Here is a 21,044-nt window from a genome sequence, read left to right as displayed (position 1 = left end):
TACTAGCGTGAACCGTCGCGGCGCGTTTGGAACGCCGCGGCAGCACGACGGAACTTAGGGAGAGTGCATGTCGACGAGCACGGCGCCGGAAGCATCGACCACCAGGCCCGGCAAAGTGCTCATCGCCAACCGCGGTGAGATCGCCGTCCGGGTGGCGCGCGCATGCCGTGACGCCGGCATCGCCTCGGTCGGTGTGTACGCGGATTCGGACAGAGACGCTCAGCACGTCCTCCTCACCGACGAGGCGTTCGCGTTGCACGGCTCCCGTGCCGCGGAGACCTACCTCGACATGGGCAAGATCCTCGACATCGCCCGCCGCTCCGGCGCTGACTCGGTGCACCCGGGATACGGCTTCCTCTCCGAGAACGCCGAGTTCGCCCGTGCGGTGATCGCCGCCGGTCTCACCTGGATCGGCCCGCCCCCGGATGCGATCGACGCACTCGGCGACAAGGTGAGCGCCCGGCACATCGCCCAGCGGGCCGGCGCGCCACTGGTGGCCGGAACACCGGATCCAGTTGCCGACGCCAACGAGGTGCACGCCTTCGCGGCCGAGCACGGCCTGCCGATCGCTATCAAAGCGGCCTTCGGTGGCGGCGGGCGCGGTCTGAAGGTGGCCCGCACCACCGATGAGATCGACGGTATGTTCGAATCGGCCGTCCGTGAGGCGACCGCAGCGTTCGGTCGAGGCGAGTGCTTCGTGGAACGGTTCCTGGACCGGCCCCGGCACGTAGAGACCCAATGCCTGGCTGACAACTACGGCACGGTCGTGGTGGTCTCCACCCGCGACTGCACCCTGCAGCGCCGGCACCAGAAACTCGTGGAGGAGGCGCCTGCCCCGTTCCTCACACCTGAGCAGGACGCCCAGTTGCGCGAATCCTCGATCGCGATCTTGACGGAGGCCGGGTACCGCGGCGCAGGCACGTGCGAATTCCTGATCGGCACCGACGGCACCATCTCTTTCCTGGAGGTGAATACCCGCCTGCAGGTCGAGCACTGCGTCAGTGAGGAGATCGCCGGGATCGATCTGGTGCGCGAGCAGTTCCGGATCGCCGCCGGTGAGGAGCTGGGCTACACCGAGGTGGCCACCCGGGGCCATTCGTTCGAGTTCCGGATCAACGGTGAGGATCCACACCACAACTTCCTGCCCGCCCCCGGCACCATTTCCACGTTGCGCTGGCCATCCGGGCCGGGTGTGCGCGTGGATTCCGGAGTGGTCGCCGGGGACGCGATCTCCGGCGCCTTCGACTCGATGCTGGCGAAGGTGATCGTCACTGGCGCGACCCGGACCGAGGCCTTGCAGCGGGCCCGTCGCGCGATCGGCGAAACCGAGGTGGTCGGCATCCCGACCGTGCTCCCGTTCTTCCGCGCCGTGCTCGCGGACGAGGAATTCGCCGCCGACCGGCTCGAGGAGTTCGGGGTCTACACCACGTGGATCGAGAACGAGTTCGCCGAACGTATGGCCAGCACCCGAGCCTCGGCCACCCCAGCCAGCCCCGCGGCGCCCGCTCCCCCGGCCGAGCCTGAAGGCGAGTTGGAGCGCGTGGTGGTCGAGGTGGGCGGCAAGCGCCTGGAGGTGGTGCTGCCCGCCGGGCTGAGCCTCGGTGGCGGAAACGGGGGCCGCGGGCAACGTCGTGCGGGCCGGCCGAGCCGCCGCAACGGACGCTCTGCGGGTGCCCCAGCCGGCGGTAATGCGCTCGCGTCCCCGATGCAGGGCACCATCGTGAAGGTGGCTGTGGCCGACGGCGAACTGGTGGCCGCGGGCGATCTGGTCGTGGTTCTCGAAGCGATGAAAATGGAGCAGCCACTAGTGGCGCATCGCGCTGGGCGGGTGCACGGACTGAGCGCGGCTGTGGGCCAGACGATCAGCTCCGGCACCGTGATCTGCCAGATCGACGAGATGGCCGACGGCGGCGACTAACCCGCGCCACGCCCGCCCCTGGACGCCCTGCCGGGGCAGACTTCCGGTGGTTCGCCCGTCGGCCCACGCCCACCCCTGGGTACTCCGCTGAGCACCCTGCCCGGGGCGGCCTCCGGACCGGCCACATCTGCGCCGCGGACGAGCCAGCGGGTGCGGCACACGCACGTAGGCTGATCGGGTGCCTGAACCTCGCGATCACAGCCGCCGCCCGGCCGATTGGCGCCCGGAGGGACCGTGGGAAGGGTGGGTGGAGTGCCGCTGCGGGTCCCGTCACTGGGGGCGAAACGGTGCCGCCGGGCTGTTGATCCTTCGCCCCGGCGCCGGGCCCTCGGCTCACCCACACGACGGCGACCATCCAGTTCGAACAGCACCCGCAACACATCCCGAGGGCCCGGGCCACCGCGACCAGCCGGACCTGCCCGTCCACTCCATTCAGGGCCACAGCCATGGCGACGCGCCCGCTCACACACGCTCCGCCGTCGGGCCTCCTGCTGTACTCCTGCAGCACCGCGCCACCTGGACCCATTTCGGCGGAACCTGGGGCGTTCCCGGTGGGGCCATTCATCCGGATGAGAGCGCATGGGCCGGTGCCGTGCGCGAAGCGAGTGAGGAAGCCGGTGTCACTGCCACCTCCGTCGCGCCCCTGGCCACCTCAGTGTTCACCCACCCGGATTGGAGCTACACCACGGTGCTGGCCCGCGCCGTCGGGCCCCTGACTGCCCGACCCACCGATGCCGAGAGCGCAGCCATCGAATGGGTCGATCTCGCCGCAGTACCGGACCTTCCGCTGCTTCCTGCGTTTGCCGACGCGTGGCCGATGCTGCGCACCATGCTCAGCCAGCAACCCGCATTGGTGGTGGACGCGGCGAATGTGGTCGGGTCTCGACCGGACGGGTGGTGGAAGGACCGGGCGGGGGCGACCCGCCGCCTGCTCACACGCCTTGACATGCTCGCCGCCGACGGCGTCCCTGCCGATCTGCTCGGTCTGCCCGGGCACACGTGGTGGCCGGAGGTCGTGCTGGTGACCGAGGGGGCCGCCCGAGCCGTCGCGCCGGAGGAGTCTGCCAGCGTGCGGATCGTGCCTGCCTCCGGCGATGGGGACTCGGCGATCGTTGCCGAAGTGGACGCCCTGGTGGGTGCCGGGCGCGCGCCGGTCACGGTGGTGACGGCGGACCGCGGCCTGATCGAGCGGGTTACAGCGGCGGGGGCTCGCCACGTGGGTCCACGGAGCATCGTGGGCACCTGAGCTAGCCCCGACTCGACGCTACCCTGGAGGCATGACACGCACCGCCTGGGGAATCGGACTTGCCACACTGACTGCTGAGGATCAGATGCTCGACATCTGGTACCCCAGCCCCGCCCTGGGGGACGAACCAGCAGAAAGCGTCGGACCGTACGGGGTTCCCGCCGAGCTCGCCTCTCTCGCCGTCGCCGACCGTGCCCGCAAGACCCGCCAGGTGGTGGAGCACCGCACCATCGACCTGGACGCCGCTCCCGCGGACACAGCCGACGCCTACCTGCGCCTGCACCTGCTCTCCCACCGCCTGGTCCAGCCGAACTCGATCAACCTGGACGGTATCTTCGCGGTGCTGCCGAATGTGGTCTGGACCTCGGCCGGGCCGTGCCCGGTGGCCGACTTCGAGAAGACGCGGCTCTCGCTCCGGGTGGCGCACAAGGGCGAACCCATCACCGTCTACGGAGTGGACAAGTTCCCCCGGATGACCGACTACGTGCTGCCCACGGGCGTGCGGATCGCCGACGCCGACCGGGTTCGCCTCGGTGCCCACCTCGCCGAAGGCACCACAGTGATGCACGAAGGCTTCGTGAACTTCAACGCCGGCACCCTCGGCGCCTCCATGGTGGAAGGCAGGATCTCCCAGGGGGTGGTGGTGGCCGACGGTTCCGACATCGGTGGCGGCGCCTCGATCATGGGCACCCTCTCCGGTGGGGGATCACACAAGATCTCCATCGGCGCGCGCTGCCTGCTCGGCGCGAACGCAGGGATCGGCATCTCGCTCGGAAACGACTGCGTGGTCGAGGCCGGCCTATATGTGACCGCGGGCACCAAGGTCACCCTCGCGGGCGATTCCCGCGTGGTCAGCGCGCGTGAGCTCTCCGGGGCGCCGAACCTGCTGTTCCGGCGCAACTCCACCACCGGTGTGGTCGAGGCGATTGAGCGCAGCGGCGCGGGGATCCAGCTGAACTCCGCGCTGCATGCCCAGTAGCCGGCGGCGAAGGCGGCCACTTCGGCGGGCACTCGCGCTGCTCGGCTCGTTCGCGCTGGTGGTCACGGCCGGAGTGCTCGTGTGGAATCACGCGAACAGGTCCGTGCCGCCGATCGTGCAGCGCTGCATCGCCTCCGCCGAGGATGGCAGCAGTGCCGCGCTCGACCTCGAGCAGTCCGATAACGCGGCCGTGATCGCAGCGATCACCCTGGAACGGGAACTACCTGCCCGGGCGCTCACGATCGCGTTGGCCACGGCCATGCAGGAGTCCCGGATCCGGAACCTGGACTACGGCGACCGGGACTCCCTCGGGATGTTCCAGCAACGCCCCTCCCAGGGCTGGGGCACCGAGGAGCAGGTGCAGGATCCGCACTACGCCACGAACGCCTTCTACGATGCGCTGGTGCAGGTGGATGGCTACCAGGACATGGAGATCACGGTGGCCGCGCAGGAAGTGCAGCGCTCCGGTTTCCCGGACGCCTATGCCCAGCACGAGACCCTCGCCCGACTCTTCGCCTCCGGGCAGACCGGCTACAGCCCGGCCTCGGTGGTGTGCCGGTTGGCCGCTGCGAGCAACGTCGAACGTGCGGAGATGACCACCGCGGTGACCGAGCGGCTCGCGCTCGATCTGCCCACGCTCACGGCGCAGCTGGCAGATACCGAGGCCGACGGCGGCCCGTCCGTTCTGATCGACGTCGCCCCACTCGCAGGTTCTGATCCGGAGCGGCACGCATGGGCGATGGCCTCCTGGGCGGTGATGACAGCGGAATTCACCGGCGCCTCCGAGGTCATTGTGGCGGGGCAGCGGTGGGATCGCGCCGATGGCGCAGACGCCGCGTGGGCGCCGGTGCCGCAGGATCACCCGGGTGCGGCAGACCCCGCGGGCGTGGTCCGCATCCGATAGCTGAGCGGCCATGGAGTTGGCAACATCAGCCAGCCATGGGCCCAACATTGCACCCCGCCCTCGCTCATGGGCCGAACTTTCGACCCTTCAGGGGACGCGGCTCGAGGGCCGAGTGCTCATGGGCCCGAAACTCATGGTCAACCCCGCCCATGGGTCGAAAGTTCGGCCCATGAGGGGCGGGGCCGTGGTGACTCCCGAGGGCGGTCAGCCGGGTGAGTGCCAGCCGGAAAGCCCGGGAAACGCTACACCCGCGAGCATCGACGAGAGCACCGCACCGATGAGGAAAGCCCATCCGCCGGTCAGTCGCCGCTCCTGATGATCGACCAGCGGCACAGGCTCCCGGCCGGCTCGGGCGAGCCGGATACTCAGCCACAGCGGTCGCGGCTCGATCAGTAGGTAGACGAGCCACAGCACGGGGATCGCCGTCGCCAGCCAGAACCACGCCCACTTGGTAGCAAACCATGGCTGCGGCCCGGTGATGAGCACGATCAGGATGCCTGCCGCGGTCAGCAGCCCCACCGGAGCGAGCTGCCGCGCCAGCACACCATCGATCCGCACAAAGTCGTCATCGAGATCGATGACCACCACCTCGACGCCGGCTGCGTGGGCCGCACGGACCAGGTCCGCTCCCTCATCGAGATCGCGTTCGGATGAGTACTCGTACTGCGCGATTGAGTCGAACAAGCCCGCGTCCCAACGGACTTCGAACTGCCCCTCGGCCCCGGTTCCAGGCTCGGGACGCTCAATCTCCATCGACGTCACCCGACCGGCCTCAAGATCGGCGCGGAGCTGGCCCAACGGTTCTCGATACGCCTGCGTGGCTGCCGGGATGGCCATCGCCAACGCCGCAACCAGTAGCACCGCCCGCACCACGACCAGCGTCCACGGCGACCCGCCCTCGGGCGTCGTCACCGGGCCCGTCCGATGCAGCGCCAATCCCCCGTTCATCAACTCACGATAACGCCGAACGTTCCACCTGAGTAGGCGCGTCGCCGACGCTTCGTGGGCCCGAAGTTCATGGTCAATCCGCTTCAGGGGTCAAAAGTTCGACCCCTGGTACGTGCGGTGGCCCGGTGGGTGTGGATCCGTCGGTACGCGCGGCGATCGCGCGGCGAGAGCGCCACAAGCCTGATCAGCGGGCGTCGACACCCACGTAGTCGCGCTGCGGCTGCCCGGTGTAGACCTGGCGCGGACGGCCGATCTTCGTGGTCGGATCGTTCATCATCTCCCGCCACTGGGCAATCCAGCCGGGCGCGCGGCCCACGGCGAACAGCGGGGTGAACATATTCGTGGGGAATCCCATGGCCTTGTAGATCAGGCCGGTGTAGAAGTCCACATTCGGGTACAGCTTGCGCTGGATGAAGTAGTCGTCGGAGAGGGCGATCTCCTCCAGGCGCATGGCGATCTCGAGCTGCTCGTCGCTCTTGCCGAGCTTCTTCAGCACCGTGTCCGCGACACCCTTGACGATGGCGGCGCGCGGGTCGTAGTTCTTGTACACCCGGTGGCCGAAGCCCATCAGGCGCACACCCTGCTCCTTGTTCTTCACCCGCGTCATGAACGTGTCTACGTCATCGTCGCTGGACTGGATGTCGTTCAGCATGGCGAGTACGGCCTCGTTCGCCCCGCCGTGCAGCGGCCCGGAGAGGGCCCCGATGCCTGCCGACACACTCGCGTACAGGTTCGCATGCGCAGATCCGACGATCCGCACCGTGGACGTGGAGCAGTTCTGCTCGTGGTCGGCGTGCAGGATCAGCAGCAGGTTGAGGGCCTTCACCAGCTCCGGATCGGTCTGGTACTCGCCGCCGTTGGCGAAGCTCATCCGCAGGAAGTCCGGCACGTAACCCAGTGACGGGTCCGGGCCGATCATCTCTTCACCGCGGGAACGGCGGAAGGCGTAGGCGGCGATGGTCGGGAGCTTCGCGAGCAGCAGCACCGTGGCGAGCTCCACGGCGTCGGAATCGAACGGGTCCACGCTCTCCGCGTAGTATCCCGGGAGCGCCGACACGGCCGAGGAGAGCACAGCCATCGGGTGCGCGTCCTGCGGGAAGGCACCGATCAGGGCCTTGAAGTTGTCGTGCAGGTGAGTGTGCCGCTCGATGCGCTCGGTGAACGCGGAGAGCTCGTCCGCCGTCGGGAGCTCCCCCTTGATGAGCAGGTACGCCACCTCGAGGAACGAGGACTGCTCGGCGAGCTGCTCGATCGGGTAACCGCGGTAGCGCAGGATGCCTGCGTCACCGTCGATGTAGGTGATCTTGGACTCGCAGCTCGCGGTGTTCATGAACCCCGAGTCGAGGGTGACCAGCCCGGTCTCCTTGAGCAAGTTGGAGATGTGGACACCGTCGTTGCCCTCCACCGCCGGGACTCGCGCGAACTCCAGCTCATGGTCATCCACGCGGAACGTGGCGGGAGTCAGGGTGGCGTCGGACATGGGTGTCCCTTCCTAGCGTCAAGAAGAACGTCTCTCGGGCTCCCTCACGAGTCCGAAGGCAAAGAATCTCTACACAACGTACCCGCGAATCCCGCAGTTGGGGAAATTCTCGCGGGTATGACTCATCACACAGCAAGCCTCTCTACGGCGCGGGCGATGCGGTCATCGGAGGCGGTCAACGCGACCCGCACATGATCACCGCTCGCGCTGCCGTAGAACTCCCCTGGGCCCACCAGGATCCCGCGAGCGGCGAAGTCATCCAGCATCGACCAGCAGTCCGCCGCGCTGGCCGCGTCGGCCGGCCGCACCCACAGGTACAGGCCCGCCTCCGAGTGGTCCACGGCGTACCCGGCCGCGGTGAGCGCCCCCAGCAGAGCCTCCCGACGGCGGCGGTACCGTTCGCGCTGTTCCTGCACGTGCGCCGGGTCCCCCAGGGCGGCGATGGTCGCGGCCTGCACCGGTGCGGGCACCATCATCCCCATGTGCCGGCGCAGCTGCAGAATCCGGTGCACCAACGCGGCGTCCCCGGCAGCGAAGGCCGCCCGGTACCCGGCCAGGTTCGATTGTTTGGACAGGGAATACACCACCAGCAGCCCGGTGTGGTCCCCTCCGCTGACACTCTCCTGCAAGAGACAAGGGACGCCGTCACCGAACGGTTCGGTCAGATCCGGCGACCAGGCCAGCTCGGCGTAGCACTCATCCGAGGCCACCACGGCGCCGATGTCGCGGGCCGCCGTCACCACCTGACGCAGGTGCTCCGCACCGAGCACCGCACCCGTGGGGTTGGACGGCGAGTTCACCCACACCAGGCGCACGGCCGAGTTGCCCGCCCATGCCTCGACATCGTCGGCAACCAGCACCTGCGCCCCGGCCAGGCGAGCCCCGACGTCGTAGGTCGGGTAGGCCACCGACGGCACCACCACCACATCGTCCGGCCCCAGCCCCAACAGCGACGGGAGCGTGGCCACCAGTTCCTTGGACCCCACGGTCGGCAGCACGCCGTCGGGGTCGAGCGCGGGCGCACCGCGCCGCTCACGGAACCATGCGGCCACGGCTTCCCGCAGGGCCGGCGTGCCGTGCGCCGTCGGATATCCGGGCGCGTCAGCAGCAGCGCTCAGGGCCTGCTGCACCACGGCGGGCGTGGGGTCCACGGGCGTCCCGATGGAGAGGTCAACGATCCCGCCGGGGTGCGAGCGAGCCCGCTCGGCGTAGGGAGCGACCTTGTCCCACGGGTAGGCGTCGGAGAGCTGGACGAAACCCACCTGTGCGCCTACTCCGCCTGCGGCGGCAGCGCGGCGATGATCGGGTGGTCCTTGGGGATCAGACCCAGCTTGGCGGCACCACCGGGGGAGCCGAGGTCGTCGAAGAAGTCGACGTTGGCCTTGTAGTACTCGGCCCACTGCTCAGGCACGTCATCCTCGTAGTAGATCGCCTCCACCGGGCAGACCGGTTCGCACGCCCCGCAGTCCACGCACTCGTCGGGGTGGATGTACAGGGAGCGTTCACCTTCGTAGATGCAGTCGACGGGGCATTCGTCGATGCAGGCCTTGTCCTTGACATCAACGCACGGCTGCGCGATCACGTACGTCACGAGCGATTCCTTCCATCATGGGGAGTGCCGACCAGCGCCAGAACTGCGCTGCATCGAGTGCACACAAGCTCACTGTCTAGTATCCAGCATGTACCCGGTGTCGAGCGATCTCAGCACCGGTCCACTCCGAGGAATGAGACACACATGACCCCAGCACCCCGCGGAGAGGCCGTGTGGCGGTCCTGGACGCCCGGCGAACGGGTGGTGGTGCGCTACCGGCTGACCGAAGGCGGCTTCTCCGACGCCCTCGGTGAACTGACCCGTGTTGACGAGACCGGTCTCGCGGTGGCCACCCGGCGCGGAACCGTCGAGGTGGAGGCCGCCGATATCGTGCTTGCCAAGCACGTCCCACCGCCACCGCCGCGCCGCCCGCGGTAACTACTCGTCGTCGCCGGAGTCCTCGTCGTCGTCACTGGGTTCCTCACCGCAGATCACCCTGTTCCAGGGCGCGTAGGTCCAGCTATAGGCGTCATTCTCCACCACGTCGCCGCCCTTCGAGACGGTGCGGCTGACGTCCACGGTGAAGCCCTGCTGCCCACCGGGCTCGGCGTGACACTGCGGGTCAGGGTTGTAGAGCGTCTGCGGCTGGGTGAAGTTGTACCGGCCGCTGACGTCGATGTTCACATCGAAGACGTCGGTGCCCCACATGGTCACCACCACGTGGGAGTCGGTGACGTAGGCCTGAATGAGCACGCCGTAGCCGGTGTTGTTCTCGAACACCATGTCGATGCTCGGATCGAAGACCGTCGCCTCGCGACCTTCTGGATACCGGGAGAACCAGCGAGAGTGCGGCTGGTGGGTCACGTCGGTGAGTCCGGACTCATAGGCAGCATTGAACGTCGTCGTCGACACCTGAGAAAGGCCGCCGCCGATGGCGTCACTGTGGAAGCCATTCACCACCACACCCGAGACCGTGTATCCGTTCGCCGTGGTGATCGGGCGCAACGCGTCGAGCAGGGAGAACTGCTCCCCCGGCATCACGAGGGTGCCGTTGATGTGGGCGGTGCCAGCGCGCAGATTCTCGGTCCGAACCGGATCGTACGGGTAGGGGGTGCGGAAGGTACCGATCACCTCGGTCACGCCGAGTTCCTCGGCATCCTCGGTGGAGAACTCCGGTTCAGTCTGAGCCAGCTCGACGGCGGCCGTGCGCTCATCCGAGTTCGTGGCCACTGCGCTGGTGGCGACCGCCTCAGCCAGTTCAGCCGGATCGAGGCCGGTGCCAGTGACGGCCGGGACAATCTCCGGCTCGCCGTCGGAAAGGACGATCTGCGCATCCTTGGGGCTCTCCCCCACCGATGGCACGCGCTCAGTGACCAACCCCGCAAGCTGCTCACCGTCCAGGATGAGTCTCAGGTTCGCACCATCGGCCTCCATGGTGGCGGCGGCGGCGAGCTCGGCCGGGGAAAGCTCCGTGCTGTCGTCGTTCACGGCCACGGTGACCGGGCCGGAGAGCATCGGCTCGACCTGGGTGGACATGGCTTCCTCGATCACGGCATCGTCCACCGTGGGTGAGACCACCGTGGCCGGCAGCTCGAGTGTGCCGGTGGCCGTGAGCCAGCCGTCGGTGATCACCTCGGCCGCGCCGGCAACGTCAAGGCCGGTCCCGTCCTCCGGTTCGGTGATCACGGCTTCGCCGTCCTCGAAGGAGATGGCACCTTCAACGGGCGGTTCGTCGAGGTCTTCGGCGATGGTGCGCAGCGCAGCGTCGAGCGCGTCGGCGTCCACCGTGATCGCCGGATCCTGCTCACCGAGACCGAAGATGTGACCGAAGACGACCTCAGGCTTGAGCGTGAAGCCAGTGAATGAGGCCACGGTGGCCTCAGCGTCCAGGGCGAGGCCGGCAGTCGCCGGATCCACCGCAGCCGAGACGTCCCCGAAGCGCACGTCGATCGGTTCGGTCGTCGCATCGGCGAGGCCCTCGGTGAGCACCTGTTCGGCTTCGGCCTCAGGCAGGCCCGAGAGGTTCACTCCGGCAACGGTGGTGTCTCCGGGCACCCTGTCTCCGAGATACCAGGCGCCCGCCACGTAGGCTCCGCCGAGCAGCACAAGCGCGCCGGCTGCGATGAGCACGCCTCGACGGCCGCGCCGCTTCTTCTTGCTGGTGGGCACGGCATCCTCATCCGTGGGGGGCTCAGAAGTGACAGGGAGCACGATCGTCTCGGGTTCATCGGCCGGCCCGGCGTGGTCATCGGCCGGCGCAGCCTCCTCGGCCGGTTCGGCAGCGCGCTCCGTCTGCTCCGTGGACTCATCCGGCGGGTCGGTCACCGCCGCGTCCTCGGTGCGTGGAGCCTCCTCGGTGCGCGGTGTCTGCTCGGTATGCGGTGTCTCCTCGGAATGCGGAGGCGACGCGCCGGAGTCAGTCGGCACGCCGTCGGCGCCCGTCACCTCATTCGGTGCCGGAGTCTCTTCCTCACGCACGCAATCGCCCTTTCGGTCGCCCCTCGTCCACCGATGTGACCCCGGGGCATTCTATCCACCACCACCGCACCCTTCAGCGCGCGAGGGGGCACATCCGGTGTCACGATCGCATCACGTTCACGGCAGCGCGACCATCCGGCCAAGCCGGTGCACGATCGCACCGGCGTGCCGCGGGTGTGTCCCCGACTCCAGCACCCGCCCCACCACCACGGCGTGAGATCCGGCTGTACGAATCCAGTCCGTCTCACACTCCACCCAGGCGCTCGCTGCATCGAGGATCGCGGCCCCACTGTGCGCACCGCGCCGGTGCGGCACCCGATCGAGTTGCCCGCGCGTCGGCCGGCCCGGGCTCGCGAGCCAATCCGCAGCGCCGAGACCATCTGCTCCCATGATGCTCACCGCCCACCGGGAGGCGGTCTCCAACGCCTCCCTGATGCGGGAGTCCTCATGCACGCAGAACAGCACCGTCGGGGGCTCCAGCGAGACCGAGACCACCGAGTTGGCCGTGAAGGCAAGATCGTGGCGGTCCCGGATGGTCACCACGCTCACGCCGGCGGCGAGGTGCGCCATCGTCGTCCGAAACTGTTCAGGGTCAGCGTCCGTCACGGAACCAGCTCCCCGGGGCCACCATCGGAGCGGCCGCAGCCACCAGTACGCCCACCAACCAGACTGTGCCGATCGGCTCGTCAGTGACGATCACGTCCCCACCTGGTCGCAGGTAGGCAATCGCAAGCGCGGTCGCTGCCACCGCTGCCCCGTGCACGAGCACGCCGAGTCGATCAGCGAAACTGCGGGCAAGCACACCCGAAGAGATCACCACGACGAGGGCGATGAGTAGCCCGAAGGGCGGTTCCCAACGGTGGAAGGCGGTTCCGGCCGCCGTCACCACCACGCCCATCAGAGCGGTGAAGGCGCGCATGAGCCCCAGGTACCAGCCGGGCGGGTCACCCGGATCCGGGCGTGGGTCCGAACCGTCAGCCGCGCCCGCGCTCACGGCACCTGACTCGATCGCCTCGTGTGCCTCAGCCGCAGCGAGAGCACCACGCAACGCAGCGGGACTCCCCCACCCGGGCGCCACACGCAGACCGATGCGAGCGTGCAGAGGCTGGAGCACCTCGTTGCTCAGGGCGAACCACCCCACGGCGCCGCCCCGCTCCGCAGCCCGACCTGCGCCGTCGGGCGCTGACACTTCGGTGAGCAGCGTGGCGTCCTGCACCTGGCTGCGGTGCGCACGCAGGGCACCCACCACGCGATCGGACACAGCCGTCGTATCGACCACCAGGTCGACCGCGCCGTCGGGTTTGACGATGCTGGCCAGGTCACCGTCGGGCTCGGGCACGCTCAACGAGCGACCCAAGGTGGTCAGACGCGGCCGCTCGGGCGCGTCGGCGAGCCAGCGCTCCGCGGCCCGCACCGCTGATTCGGGGCGGACCACCCAGGCCACCACCGGCACGGTCCACGGCGCCTCGTCAGCGTTCGGGCTCTGCGCAACGGGCATCGGTGCTCGATCATTGGCGGCCAATTCCGCGGCACGCATGGTGACCTGGTGCATCCGCACATGATCAGGGTGCCCGTATCCGCCGTCCGGTTCATCGATGAGCACCAGGTGCGGGCGTACCGTACGCAGATGTGCGGCGAGGACCTGCGCAGCCGTCTCGGCGTCCGCACGGGAGAAAGCGTCGCGCCCCGCTGCCGGATCGGGCACGGCACGCACTCGCGAGTCACCATCCCACTGCATCCCGGAGTCCACATACCGCTGCGGTCTCCTGCCGGCAGGGCCTGGTAGAGAGTCCAGGAAGTGGTGCGTTGCCACGCCCAGGGCCTCGAGCGCTTCGGTGAGCTCGGCCTCGCGCACCGCCGCCAGCCCGGGACCGTCACCTTCCAGATGTGCAATGTCTCCCGGGATCACCTCGCCACGTTCCCCTCGGGTCGCGGTCACCACGTGCACCTCGGCACTGCGGGCGAGCCACGCGAGCAGGCCACCGGCCACGAGCGTCTCATCATCGGGGTGTGCAAAGGCACCGAGCACACGAAGCACGTCCGACGACGCAGACTCGCTCTCGTGGTCAGATACGGGCTGGGTAGTGCTCACCCATCCATCCTCTCCCACCCGGGCCCGCGCCGAACGCAAAGTTCTGCGGCGCCTGTCGCCGGAACGCCGTAGAACTTTGCGTTCGGCGTAGCCCCTGGGTCTCAGTCCTTGCGGCGGGCGGCCTTGGAACGATCGTTCTGGTCCAGGATCACCTTGCGGATCCGCACTGACTCCGGCGTGACCTCCACGCACTCGTCCTCCCGGGCGAACTCCAGGGACTCCTCGAGGGTGAGGGTGCGCGGCGGTGTGAGGTTCTCGAACGATTCGGAGGTGGCGGAGCGGATGTTGTTGAGCTTCTTCTCCTTGGTGATGTTGACGTCCATGTCGTCTCCCCGGGAGTTCTCCCCGACGATCATGCCCTCGTACACCTCGGAGGTGGGTTGAATGAAGAAGTTCCCGCGTTCCTGCAGGTTCAACATCGCGAACGGAGTGGCAGCGCCGGCGCGGTCGGCCACCAGAGAACCGGACGTGCGGAACTCGATGGCTCCGGCCCACGGCTCGTACCCTTCGGAGATCGAGTGGGCGATCCCCGTGCCGCGGGTGTCGGTGAGGAAGCGGGTACGGAAACCGATCAGACCGCGGGCGGGCACCACGAACTCCATCCGGACCCAGCCGGTGCCGTGGTTGGTCATCGTTTCCATCCGGCCCTTGCGCGAGGCGAGCAACTGGGTCACGGCTCCCAGGTACTCCTCGGGCACATCGATGGTCAGCCGCTCCATCGGCTCGTGCAGCTTGCCGTCAACCTCCTTGGTCACCACCTGCGGCTTGCCCACGGTCAGCTCGAAGCCTTCGCGGCGCATCTGCTCCACCAGGATGGCCAGCGCCAGCTCGCCGCGCCCCTGCACTTCCCAGGCGTCCGGACGCTCAGTGGGCAGCACCTTGAGGGAGACGTTGCCGATCAGCTCACGGTCCAGCCGGTCCTTGACCTGGCGGGCCGTCACCTTCGCACCCTTGACCCGCCCAGCCAGCGGGGAGGTGTTGATCCCGATGGTCATCGAGATCGCCGGGTCATCCACGGTGATCAACGGCAACGGCTGCGGGTTGTCCGGGTCGGTGAGGGTCTCCCCGATCGTGATGTCCTCGATCCCGGCCACGGCCACGATGTCACCGGCGCTCGCGGACTCGGCCGGGACCCGATCGAGGGCCTGGGTGCGCAGCAGCTCGCTAATACGGACGTTCTTCATGGTGCCGTCCCGGCGGGCCCAGGCCACCGTCTGGCCCTTACGAATGGTGCCGCCGCGCACGCGCAGCAACGCCAGCCGGCCCAGGAACGGGGAGGCATCCAGGTTCGTCACATGCGCCTGCAGCGGCGCGTTCTCGTCGTAGCTGGGAGCCGGGATCTTCTCGAGGATCGTCGCGAACAGCGGCTCGAGATCCTCGGAGTCGGGCAACTCGCCGTCGGCCGGCTGGTTGGTCGAGGCGCGGCCGGCCTTCGCGGAGGCGTAGACCACCGGCACGTCCAGCACGGCGTCCAGGTCCAGGTCGGGGACGTCGTCGGACATGTCCGAGGCGAGGGAGAGCAGCAGGTCCTGCGACTCCGAGACCACTTCGGAGATGCGGGAGTCGGGCCGGTCCACCTTGTTCACCACGAGAATGACCGGCAGGTGTGCGGCCAGTGCCTTGCGGAGCACGAACCGGGTTTGCGGCAGCGGACCCTCGGAGGAGTCCACGAGCAGCACCACACCGTCCACCATCGACAGGCCGCGCTCCACCTCGCCACCGAAGTCGGCGTGCCCGGGGGTGTCGATCACGTTGATGATGACCTGCTTGTGCCCAGCGGCCACGGCTGAGGGGCCGGAGTAGGCCACCGCCGTGTTCTTCGCGAGGATGGTGATCCCCTTCTCGCGCTCCAGATCGCCGGAGTCCATCGCCCGTTCGTCCACGTGATCGTGGGCGCCGAAGGCACCGGACTGCCACAGCATGGCGTCCACCAGGGTGGTCTTGCCGTGGTCGACGTGGGCGACGATCGCCACATTGCGCAGGTCACTGCGCTGCGCAAGGGTGGGCACACTCATTCGAAGATCTTCTCTGTCGGTGGGTCAGCGCCAGATCGCGGGTGGGTGATCGCGCGGTTTCGCGCGCGCTCGGCCGGGGCGCTTCGGGTTTAGTCTACTGGCCGCGGGCGAATCGCCCCAGGGCAGGGCGAGTAACGGCCGTCACCACCGCGCGCCGCCGTGACTGCGCCCTGGGGACACCCCACCTGTGGGCCGCCGCGCCTGGCGCCCCGGGCCTGCGAGCGAAGGCGAGCTAACCCAGGCCCGAGCGCGGGTCCCGCCGGTGCTCCACCTCGTACTGCTCCTCGGCGGCGAGCTCGGCGGCTGCCTCCGCGAGCAGTGCGTCCCGGCGCTCCCGCCGGATCTTCTGCTCGGCGGGATCGGGGACCGGCACCGCTGCGATGAGCCGCTGCGTGTACGGGTCCTGCGGGTTCTGCACGATCTGCTCGGTGGGTCCCACCTCGGCCAGCTTTCCGTGGTGCATCACCGCGATCCGGGTGGCGAGCATCTCCACCACGGCAAGGTCGTGGCTGATGAACAGGCAGGCGAATCCGTGTTCACGTTGCAGTTCGGAGAACAGCTCCAGCACGTGCGCCTGCACCGAGACGTCCAGCGCCGAGGTGGGCTCATCCGCCACCAAGATGCTCGGTTCCAGGCTCAGCGCACGAGCGATGCCCACGCGCTGGCGCTGTCCGCCGGAGAGCTCGTGTGGGTAGCGGTTGCGCATCGAGCGCGGCAGCTCCACCTGGTCCAGGAGCACGTCGATCTTCTTCGTGAGCTCGGCGCCCTTGATGCCGGTGTGCAGGTAGAGCGGCTCGCCGATCGATTCGCCGATCGGCAACCGCGGGTTCAGCGAGGACCCCGGATCCTGGAAGACGATGCCAACCCGCTTGCGCAGAGCACGCAGTTCCTTCGGGTCGATGCCGACCATGTCGCGACCGTCAATACGCAGGCTGCCACCGGTGACTGGGAGCAACCCCACCACTGCGCGACCGATCGTGGTCTTACCGGAGCCGGACTCACCGACCAGCCCCACCACCTCGCCGGCGCCGATGGTCAGACTCACCTGGTCGACGGCTTTGAATGCCGGAGTGCGCCCTCGCCCGGGGTACTCGATCTCCATGTTCTCGGCCACCAGCACCGGTTCGCCGGAGATCGAGGGTGCTGCTGCCGCGCCAGGTTGTTGCTGCGTGGGAACTCGCGCGCCGCCGGCTCGGGTGCTGGTGCCGCCCAGGTGCGGAACCGAGGTGAGCAGTTCACGGGTGTACTCGTGCTGCGGGCGGGTGAAAATCTCCTCGGCCGTGCCGTGCTCGACCACCTCACCGCGGCGCATCACCACGATCTTGTCGGCCATATCCGCCACCACGCCCATATCGTGGGTGATGAGGATGATTCCCGCGTTGATCCGGTTGCGCAGGTCACGCATGAGCTTGAGGATCTCCGCCTGAACGGTCACGTCCAGGGCGGTGGTGGGCTCGTCGGCGATCAGCAACTTCGGTTCGCAGGCCAACGACTGCGCGATCATCGCGCGCTGGCGCTGCCCACCGGAGAGCTGGTGCGGGTAGGAGTGATAGCGGGTGGCGGGATTGGGCATCTCCACCATCGTGAGCAGCTCGATGGCGCGCTCCTTCGCCGCCGAGGGGCCCATATCGAAGTGCGTGCGCAGGGTCTCCACGATCTGAAAGCCCACCGGGTACACCGGGTTGAGCGCCGTCATCGGCTCCTGGAAGATCACCGCCACGTCATTGCCACGGATCTTGCGCATCGGGGCGCCGGTGAGGCCGATCAGTTCGGTCTCCCCCAGCTTGGCGCTCCCGGTGGCGCGCCCGTTCGGAGGTAACAGACCAAGGAGCGACATCGAGGACTGTGACTTCCCCGAACCGGATTCACCCACGATCGCGAGCACCTCACCGGGATGCACGTCGTAGGAGACGTTGGTGGCAGCGGGAAACCACTCACCCTCGACGAAGAAGTCGATGCTGAGGTCTCGCACGCTGATGATCGGCTCGCCGGTGCGGGCGGACTCCGGCGTGGCAGTCTGCGTGGTCACGCGCGATCACCGTTCCTTCCTACGACGCCGGCGCTTGCGCAATCGGCGTGGCTCGCTGCTGGTGAGAGCATGGGTTCATGGGTGAAACGTTGACGTTCCGATCCCGCGTCGCACGCCCACTTGCCGTGGCCGTGGCCGTGGTGTGTGTGGCGGCTCTGACGTACTTCGTCTCGGTCGGCGGTGTCGTCGAACTGTGGCGTTCCGGCCCGACGGCGGCCCTCGTGATCGTGGTGATGTGGGCCTTGTTCTGGGGTCCAGGCGCGGAAGTCTCCGACGGTGGGGTCACCGTGATGAACGTGCTGCGCACGGTCCATGTGCCCTGGCCGGAATACACCGGCGCCGAGGCCCGCTGGTCGTTGCAGGTTCATGCCGGGGGCAGGACTGTCAGTGCGTGGGGCGTCCCGGCTGGAAGCGGTACGGGGGCTCGTCTGGCAGCTCCGCGCCGCAGCCGGCAGATCCGCGCAGAATCGCAGTCCCCGGGCGAGGACCACCGCCTGTCCGGTCACGGCACCGCTGAGGCCGCGGCTCTCGCCATCGGCGAGCGCCACGATCGTCTGACGAGTGCCGGGCACCTGAGGGGCGTCCGCCGCGGAACACTTCCCGTCGCGACGACCTGGCACGTGCCGGTCATCGTGGCGCTCGGCATCACAGCGGTGCTGACTACCGCCTCCTGGGTCGGCTAAGGCACGCAGCCGGACTGAGCGCGTGCTCTGCCCGTCCGAGATCGTCGGCTGCCTTGTGCCGGCCACTAGTGCGTCGCCGCCGGAGAGCTCTGGTGCTCGCGGCGCGTGGCCCGCGCCATCTTGCGTGCCGACGGCAGTTGCTTCTGCCGCGGGTCGAACGCGTCACGAAGGCCATCTCCGATGAAGTTGATGCACAGCGCGATCGCGATGATGAACAGACCCGGCCACCAGAACAGCCACGGCCTAGTGCCGAACGCACTCTGATATTCGCTGATCATCGTGCCGAGAGAGACGTTGGGCGAACTGATGCCGAAGCCGAGATAGCTCAGAGCCGTCTCCAGCAGGATGGCCGCGCTCATCAGGAGCGTGACGGTCACGATGATCACGCCCATGGCATTGGGCAGGATGTGCTTGAAAATGATCCGCGAGTTGCTCGCACCGGCTACCCGCGCGGCGTCAACGAACTCACGCTCCCGGAGCGAGAGGAAATCACCACGGACGAGACGCGCGAGAGTGGTCCACGAGATGAACCCGAGAGCGAGGGCCAGCGGGAGCGGATCGGCGCTGCCGACCAACTTGCCGAGCACCGCGCCGATCACGAGCAGGGGCATGGTGATGAACAGATCGGTGATCCGCATCAGGAACGTGTCGGTGAACCCGCGGAAGAACCCGGACAGGGCCCCCACCAGTACACCGACCAGAGTGGCCACTCCGCCGACGACCACCATCACCACCAGAGACGTCTGCACGCCACGCATCGTGCGCGCGAAGATGTCCCGGCCGATGGTGTCCTGACCGAACGGGTGGTCCCCGATGGCGAAACCCTCATCGCTCCACGGCATGGTCAACGTCGGTGCGCCACCGGGATTGACCACCGACATCGTCTCCACGGCATTCCACTTCCACCATCCACCGAGATACCAACCGAAGACGGGGAACCCGATAGAAGTGAGGGCGAGCACGGCGATGAACAGCAGCACCGCAAGGCCGATGATCGCCCCGCGGTGGCGCAAGAAGCGCTCGCGGACGATCTTGCCCTGAGACTTGCCCTCGACGGCGCGCATCTCGATCGCGTTCTCGGTCTGCTCCATGCCGGAGTCTGGTTGAGAGGTCATGCGTTCACCCGGATCCGTGGGTCGAGGACGGCATAGATCAGGTCCGCCACGATGTTCGCGACAATCGCAAGGAAGGCGACGATCAGGAGATAGGCCATCACTGGCTCGATATCGTTCTCATCCAAGTGCCGGATGAACATCTGCCCCATACCGGGTCGAGCGAAGATGTTCTCGGTGATGATGGCCCCGCCGATCAGGGTGATGATGTCGATCGGAACGATGGTGGCCATCGGGATGAGTGAGTTGCGGAACCCATGCCGCATCACGACGGTCCGTTCCGTGAGCCCCTTGGCGCGCGCGGTGCGGATGTAATCCTGGTTCATCACTTCGAGCATGCTGCCGCGCGCGTAACGCGTGTATCCGGCGAACGAGAGCAACATCAGTGAGATGGTCGGCAGCAGCAGGTGGGTGTATTGGTCCAGCGTGACCACCCAGAAGTCGCCGCCGAGGTTCGGGGTGCGGTCACCGAAGGTGGGGATCGGGCGCCCGTCGATGGCGTTTGCATTCGAGTAGGCCGGCCACACCTGCATCACCCGATCGATGAAGATCAGGGCCGCCACCGGGACCGCGGTGAGTGCACCCGTGCGCACCGACTGGCGCCAGTCCGGGCCCCGGTAGAGCGCCCCGACGACGCCGCCCACGATCGCCGCGAGCACGCCCAGCCCGATCACGATCGCCCAGTTCATCATCGGGGTGAGGTAGTAGAAGGCGAACTGCATCGGATACCACAGAGCGATACCGAGCGCCGCCACGGTGAGTGCGGTGTAGAGCGAGCGCCGGTTCTTCAGCCCGGTCGAGAGGGTGGTGACCGTGAACGCGATAGCCAGTGAACTGATGATCAACAGCACCGGACCGATGTTCGGCTCGAGCCACCAACCGGAGAGCTGAATGTAGAGCAGCACCGCGATCGTGACCCCCGCCGCCGATCCGCCGGTGATCAACCGGCGCCTGGCGTCCCCGCCGAAGGCGAGCGACCACAAGAACCCCATGACCACCGCTATCCCGAGTATCACTGGGATCGCGACTACCGGATCGCGAAGGAAGTCGTTGAACCCGATCGCCCCCCACTGTTTGAGTAGCACGGCTATCCAGAAGGACGGCAACGAGTACATCAGGAACGAGATGAAGGTGATCAGGTAATCGAACGTGGTGTACTGCCGCAGCGCGGAGACGATCCCCACGGCGATGCCGAGGAAGATCGCCAGCACGGTGGACGCCGTCACGAGCTGGATGGTGGAGACGATGGCGCCCCCGAGGATGTCGATCACCTCGCGGTTCGTGGTCCAGGCCGTGCCTAGATCACCGGTCACGAAGGCCCCGAGCCACCAGACGTAGCGCAGGAGTACAGGTTCATCGAGCTGCAGCAGGTCGATCCGCTGCTCGATCTGCATCTCCTTATTCGGAGCGGTGCTCTGTCTCAAGTTCTCGAGCGGGTCGATCGTGAAGTCGACGAGCACGTACATGATCAGCGATGAGATCAGCAGGATGCCGAGGCCGATCAGCGTGCGGCGCACGATAAAAGTCAGCATGTGTCAGGTCCCTCGGATGGGCGGCTCGAGCGGCCGTGTCGGGGAGTCTACGTTGACCCCGGCGCGAACGCTCAAGGTGGGGCGAAGCGGTGGCGTG

General features: G+C 67.9%; 17 protein-coding genes. 6 read left to right on the top strand and 11 right to left on the bottom strand.

What is annotated here, in order from left to right; all coding sequences use genetic code 11:
* Positions 1–67: 67 nt before the first annotated feature.
* From LQF10_RS05210 to LQF10_RS05195, 4 genes are all read left to right on the top strand, one after another.
* Positions 68–1,918: an acetyl/propionyl/methylcrotonyl-CoA carboxylase subunit alpha gene (locus tag LQF10_RS05210; protein ID WP_231066427.1), complete on the top strand. Its 1,851-nt coding sequence runs from the start codon at positions 68–70 to the stop codon at positions 1,916–1,918.
* Positions 1,919–2,096: 178 nt separating this feature from the next.
* Positions 2,097–3,164 (top strand): NUDIX domain-containing protein, encoded by a 1,068-nt coding sequence (locus LQF10_RS05205; protein WP_231066426.1) that lies wholly within the window; start codon positions 2,097–2,099, stop codon positions 3,162–3,164.
* Positions 3,165–3,195: 31 nt separating this feature from the next.
* Positions 3,196–4,143 (top strand): 2,3,4,5-tetrahydropyridine-2,6-dicarboxylate N-succinyltransferase, encoded by a 948-nt coding sequence (gene dapD, locus LQF10_RS05200; protein ID WP_231066425.1) that lies wholly within the window; start codon positions 3,196–3,198, stop codon positions 4,141–4,143.
* On the top strand, positions 4,133–5,047 hold the full coding sequence (locus tag LQF10_RS05195) for a hypothetical protein (RefSeq protein WP_231066424.1): 915 nt from the start codon (positions 4,133–4,135) through the stop codon (positions 5,045–5,047). The genes dapD and LQF10_RS05195 overlap by 11 nt, the downstream gene beginning before the upstream one ends.
* A gap of 204 nt (positions 5,048–5,251) precedes the next feature.
* Here LQF10_RS05195 and LQF10_RS05190 read toward each other — a convergent pair whose 3' ends face one another.
* The 4 genes from LQF10_RS05190 to fdxA form a co-directional block, all read right to left on the bottom strand.
* The gene (locus LQF10_RS05190; protein WP_231066423.1) at positions 5,252–5,995 is read right to left on the bottom strand and encodes a hypothetical protein; all 744 of its coding nucleotides are present in this window, start codon (positions 5,993–5,995) and stop codon (positions 5,252–5,254) included.
* A 184-nt stretch (positions 5,996–6,179) separates the two neighbouring features.
* Positions 6,180–7,475 carry a citrate synthase gene (locus LQF10_RS05185; protein WP_231066422.1) on the bottom strand — a complete coding sequence of 432 codons (1,296 nt, stop codon included), beginning with the start codon at positions 7,473–7,475 and terminating at the stop codon, positions 6,180–6,182.
* A 125-nt stretch (positions 7,476–7,600) separates the two neighbouring features.
* Positions 7,601–8,737, bottom strand: a complete 1,137-nt coding sequence (gene dapC, locus LQF10_RS05180) for a succinyldiaminopimelate transaminase (protein WP_231066421.1) — start codon at positions 8,735–8,737, stop codon at positions 7,601–7,603.
* A gap of 8 nt (positions 8,738–8,745) precedes the next feature.
* Complete coding sequence (fdxA, locus tag LQF10_RS05175; protein WP_231066420.1) at positions 8,746–9,066, bottom strand: ferredoxin; 321 nt, start codon at positions 9,064–9,066, stop codon at positions 8,746–8,748.
* Positions 9,067–9,210: 144 nt separating this feature from the next.
* Between fdxA and LQF10_RS05170 the strand changes: the two genes are divergently transcribed.
* Positions 9,211–9,444, top strand: coding sequence for a putative acetyltransferase (locus tag LQF10_RS05170; protein WP_231066419.1), 234 nt, complete (start codon positions 9,211–9,213; stop codon positions 9,442–9,444).
* Here LQF10_RS05170 and LQF10_RS05165 read toward each other — a convergent pair whose 3' ends face one another.
* From LQF10_RS05165 to LQF10_RS05145, 5 genes are all read right to left on the bottom strand, one after another.
* Entirely contained in the window at positions 9,445–11,484 is a 2,040-nt protein-coding gene (locus LQF10_RS05165; RefSeq protein WP_231066418.1) for a VanW family protein, read from the bottom strand.
* A 117-nt stretch (positions 11,485–11,601) separates the two neighbouring features.
* Entirely contained in the window at positions 11,602–12,090 is a 489-nt protein-coding gene (locus tag LQF10_RS05160) for a flavin reductase family protein (protein WP_231066417.1), read from the bottom strand.
* On the bottom strand, positions 12,077–13,576 hold the full coding sequence (locus LQF10_RS05155; protein ID WP_231066416.1) for a PIG-L family deacetylase: 1,500 nt from the start codon (positions 13,574–13,576) through the stop codon (positions 12,077–12,079). Before LQF10_RS05155 ends, LQF10_RS05160 begins: the two co-directional genes overlap by 14 nt.
* A gap of 101 nt (positions 13,577–13,677) precedes the next feature.
* Positions 13,678–15,591 (bottom strand): translational GTPase TypA, encoded by a 1,914-nt coding sequence (typA, locus tag LQF10_RS05150; protein WP_231066415.1) that lies wholly within the window; start codon positions 15,589–15,591, stop codon positions 13,678–13,680.
* A 232-nt stretch (positions 15,592–15,823) separates the two neighbouring features.
* The gene (locus LQF10_RS05145; protein ID WP_231066414.1) at positions 15,824–17,620 is read right to left on the bottom strand and encodes an ABC transporter ATP-binding protein; all 1,797 of its coding nucleotides are present in this window, start codon (positions 17,618–17,620) and stop codon (positions 15,824–15,826) included.
* A 77-nt stretch (positions 17,621–17,697) separates the two neighbouring features.
* On the opposite strand from LQF10_RS05145, the gene LQF10_RS05140 reads away from it, so the two are divergent.
* Positions 17,698–18,303, top strand: a complete 606-nt coding sequence (locus LQF10_RS05140; RefSeq protein WP_231066413.1) for a PH domain-containing protein — start codon at positions 17,698–17,700, stop codon at positions 18,301–18,303.
* A 65-nt stretch (positions 18,304–18,368) separates the two neighbouring features.
* On the opposite strand, the gene LQF10_RS05135 is transcribed toward LQF10_RS05140, so the two are convergent.
* Complete coding sequence (locus LQF10_RS05135; protein ID WP_231066412.1) at positions 18,369–19,418, bottom strand: ABC transporter permease; 1,050 nt, start codon at positions 19,416–19,418, stop codon at positions 18,369–18,371.
* Positions 19,415–20,947, bottom strand: coding sequence for an ABC transporter permease (locus LQF10_RS05130; RefSeq protein ID WP_231066411.1), 1,533 nt, complete (start codon positions 20,945–20,947; stop codon positions 19,415–19,417). The genes LQF10_RS05135 and LQF10_RS05130 overlap by 4 nt, the downstream gene beginning before the upstream one ends.
* Between the last annotated feature and the right edge of the window lie 97 nt (positions 20,948–21,044).

The sequence above is a fragment of the Ruania halotolerans genome (genome assembly GCF_021049285.1).
GTDB lineage: Bacteria > Actinomycetota > Actinomycetes > Actinomycetales > Beutenbergiaceae > Ruania > Ruania halotolerans.
Note: the sequence above shows the minus strand (reverse complement) of the source record. Positions and strands in the feature narration are given on the sequence as shown.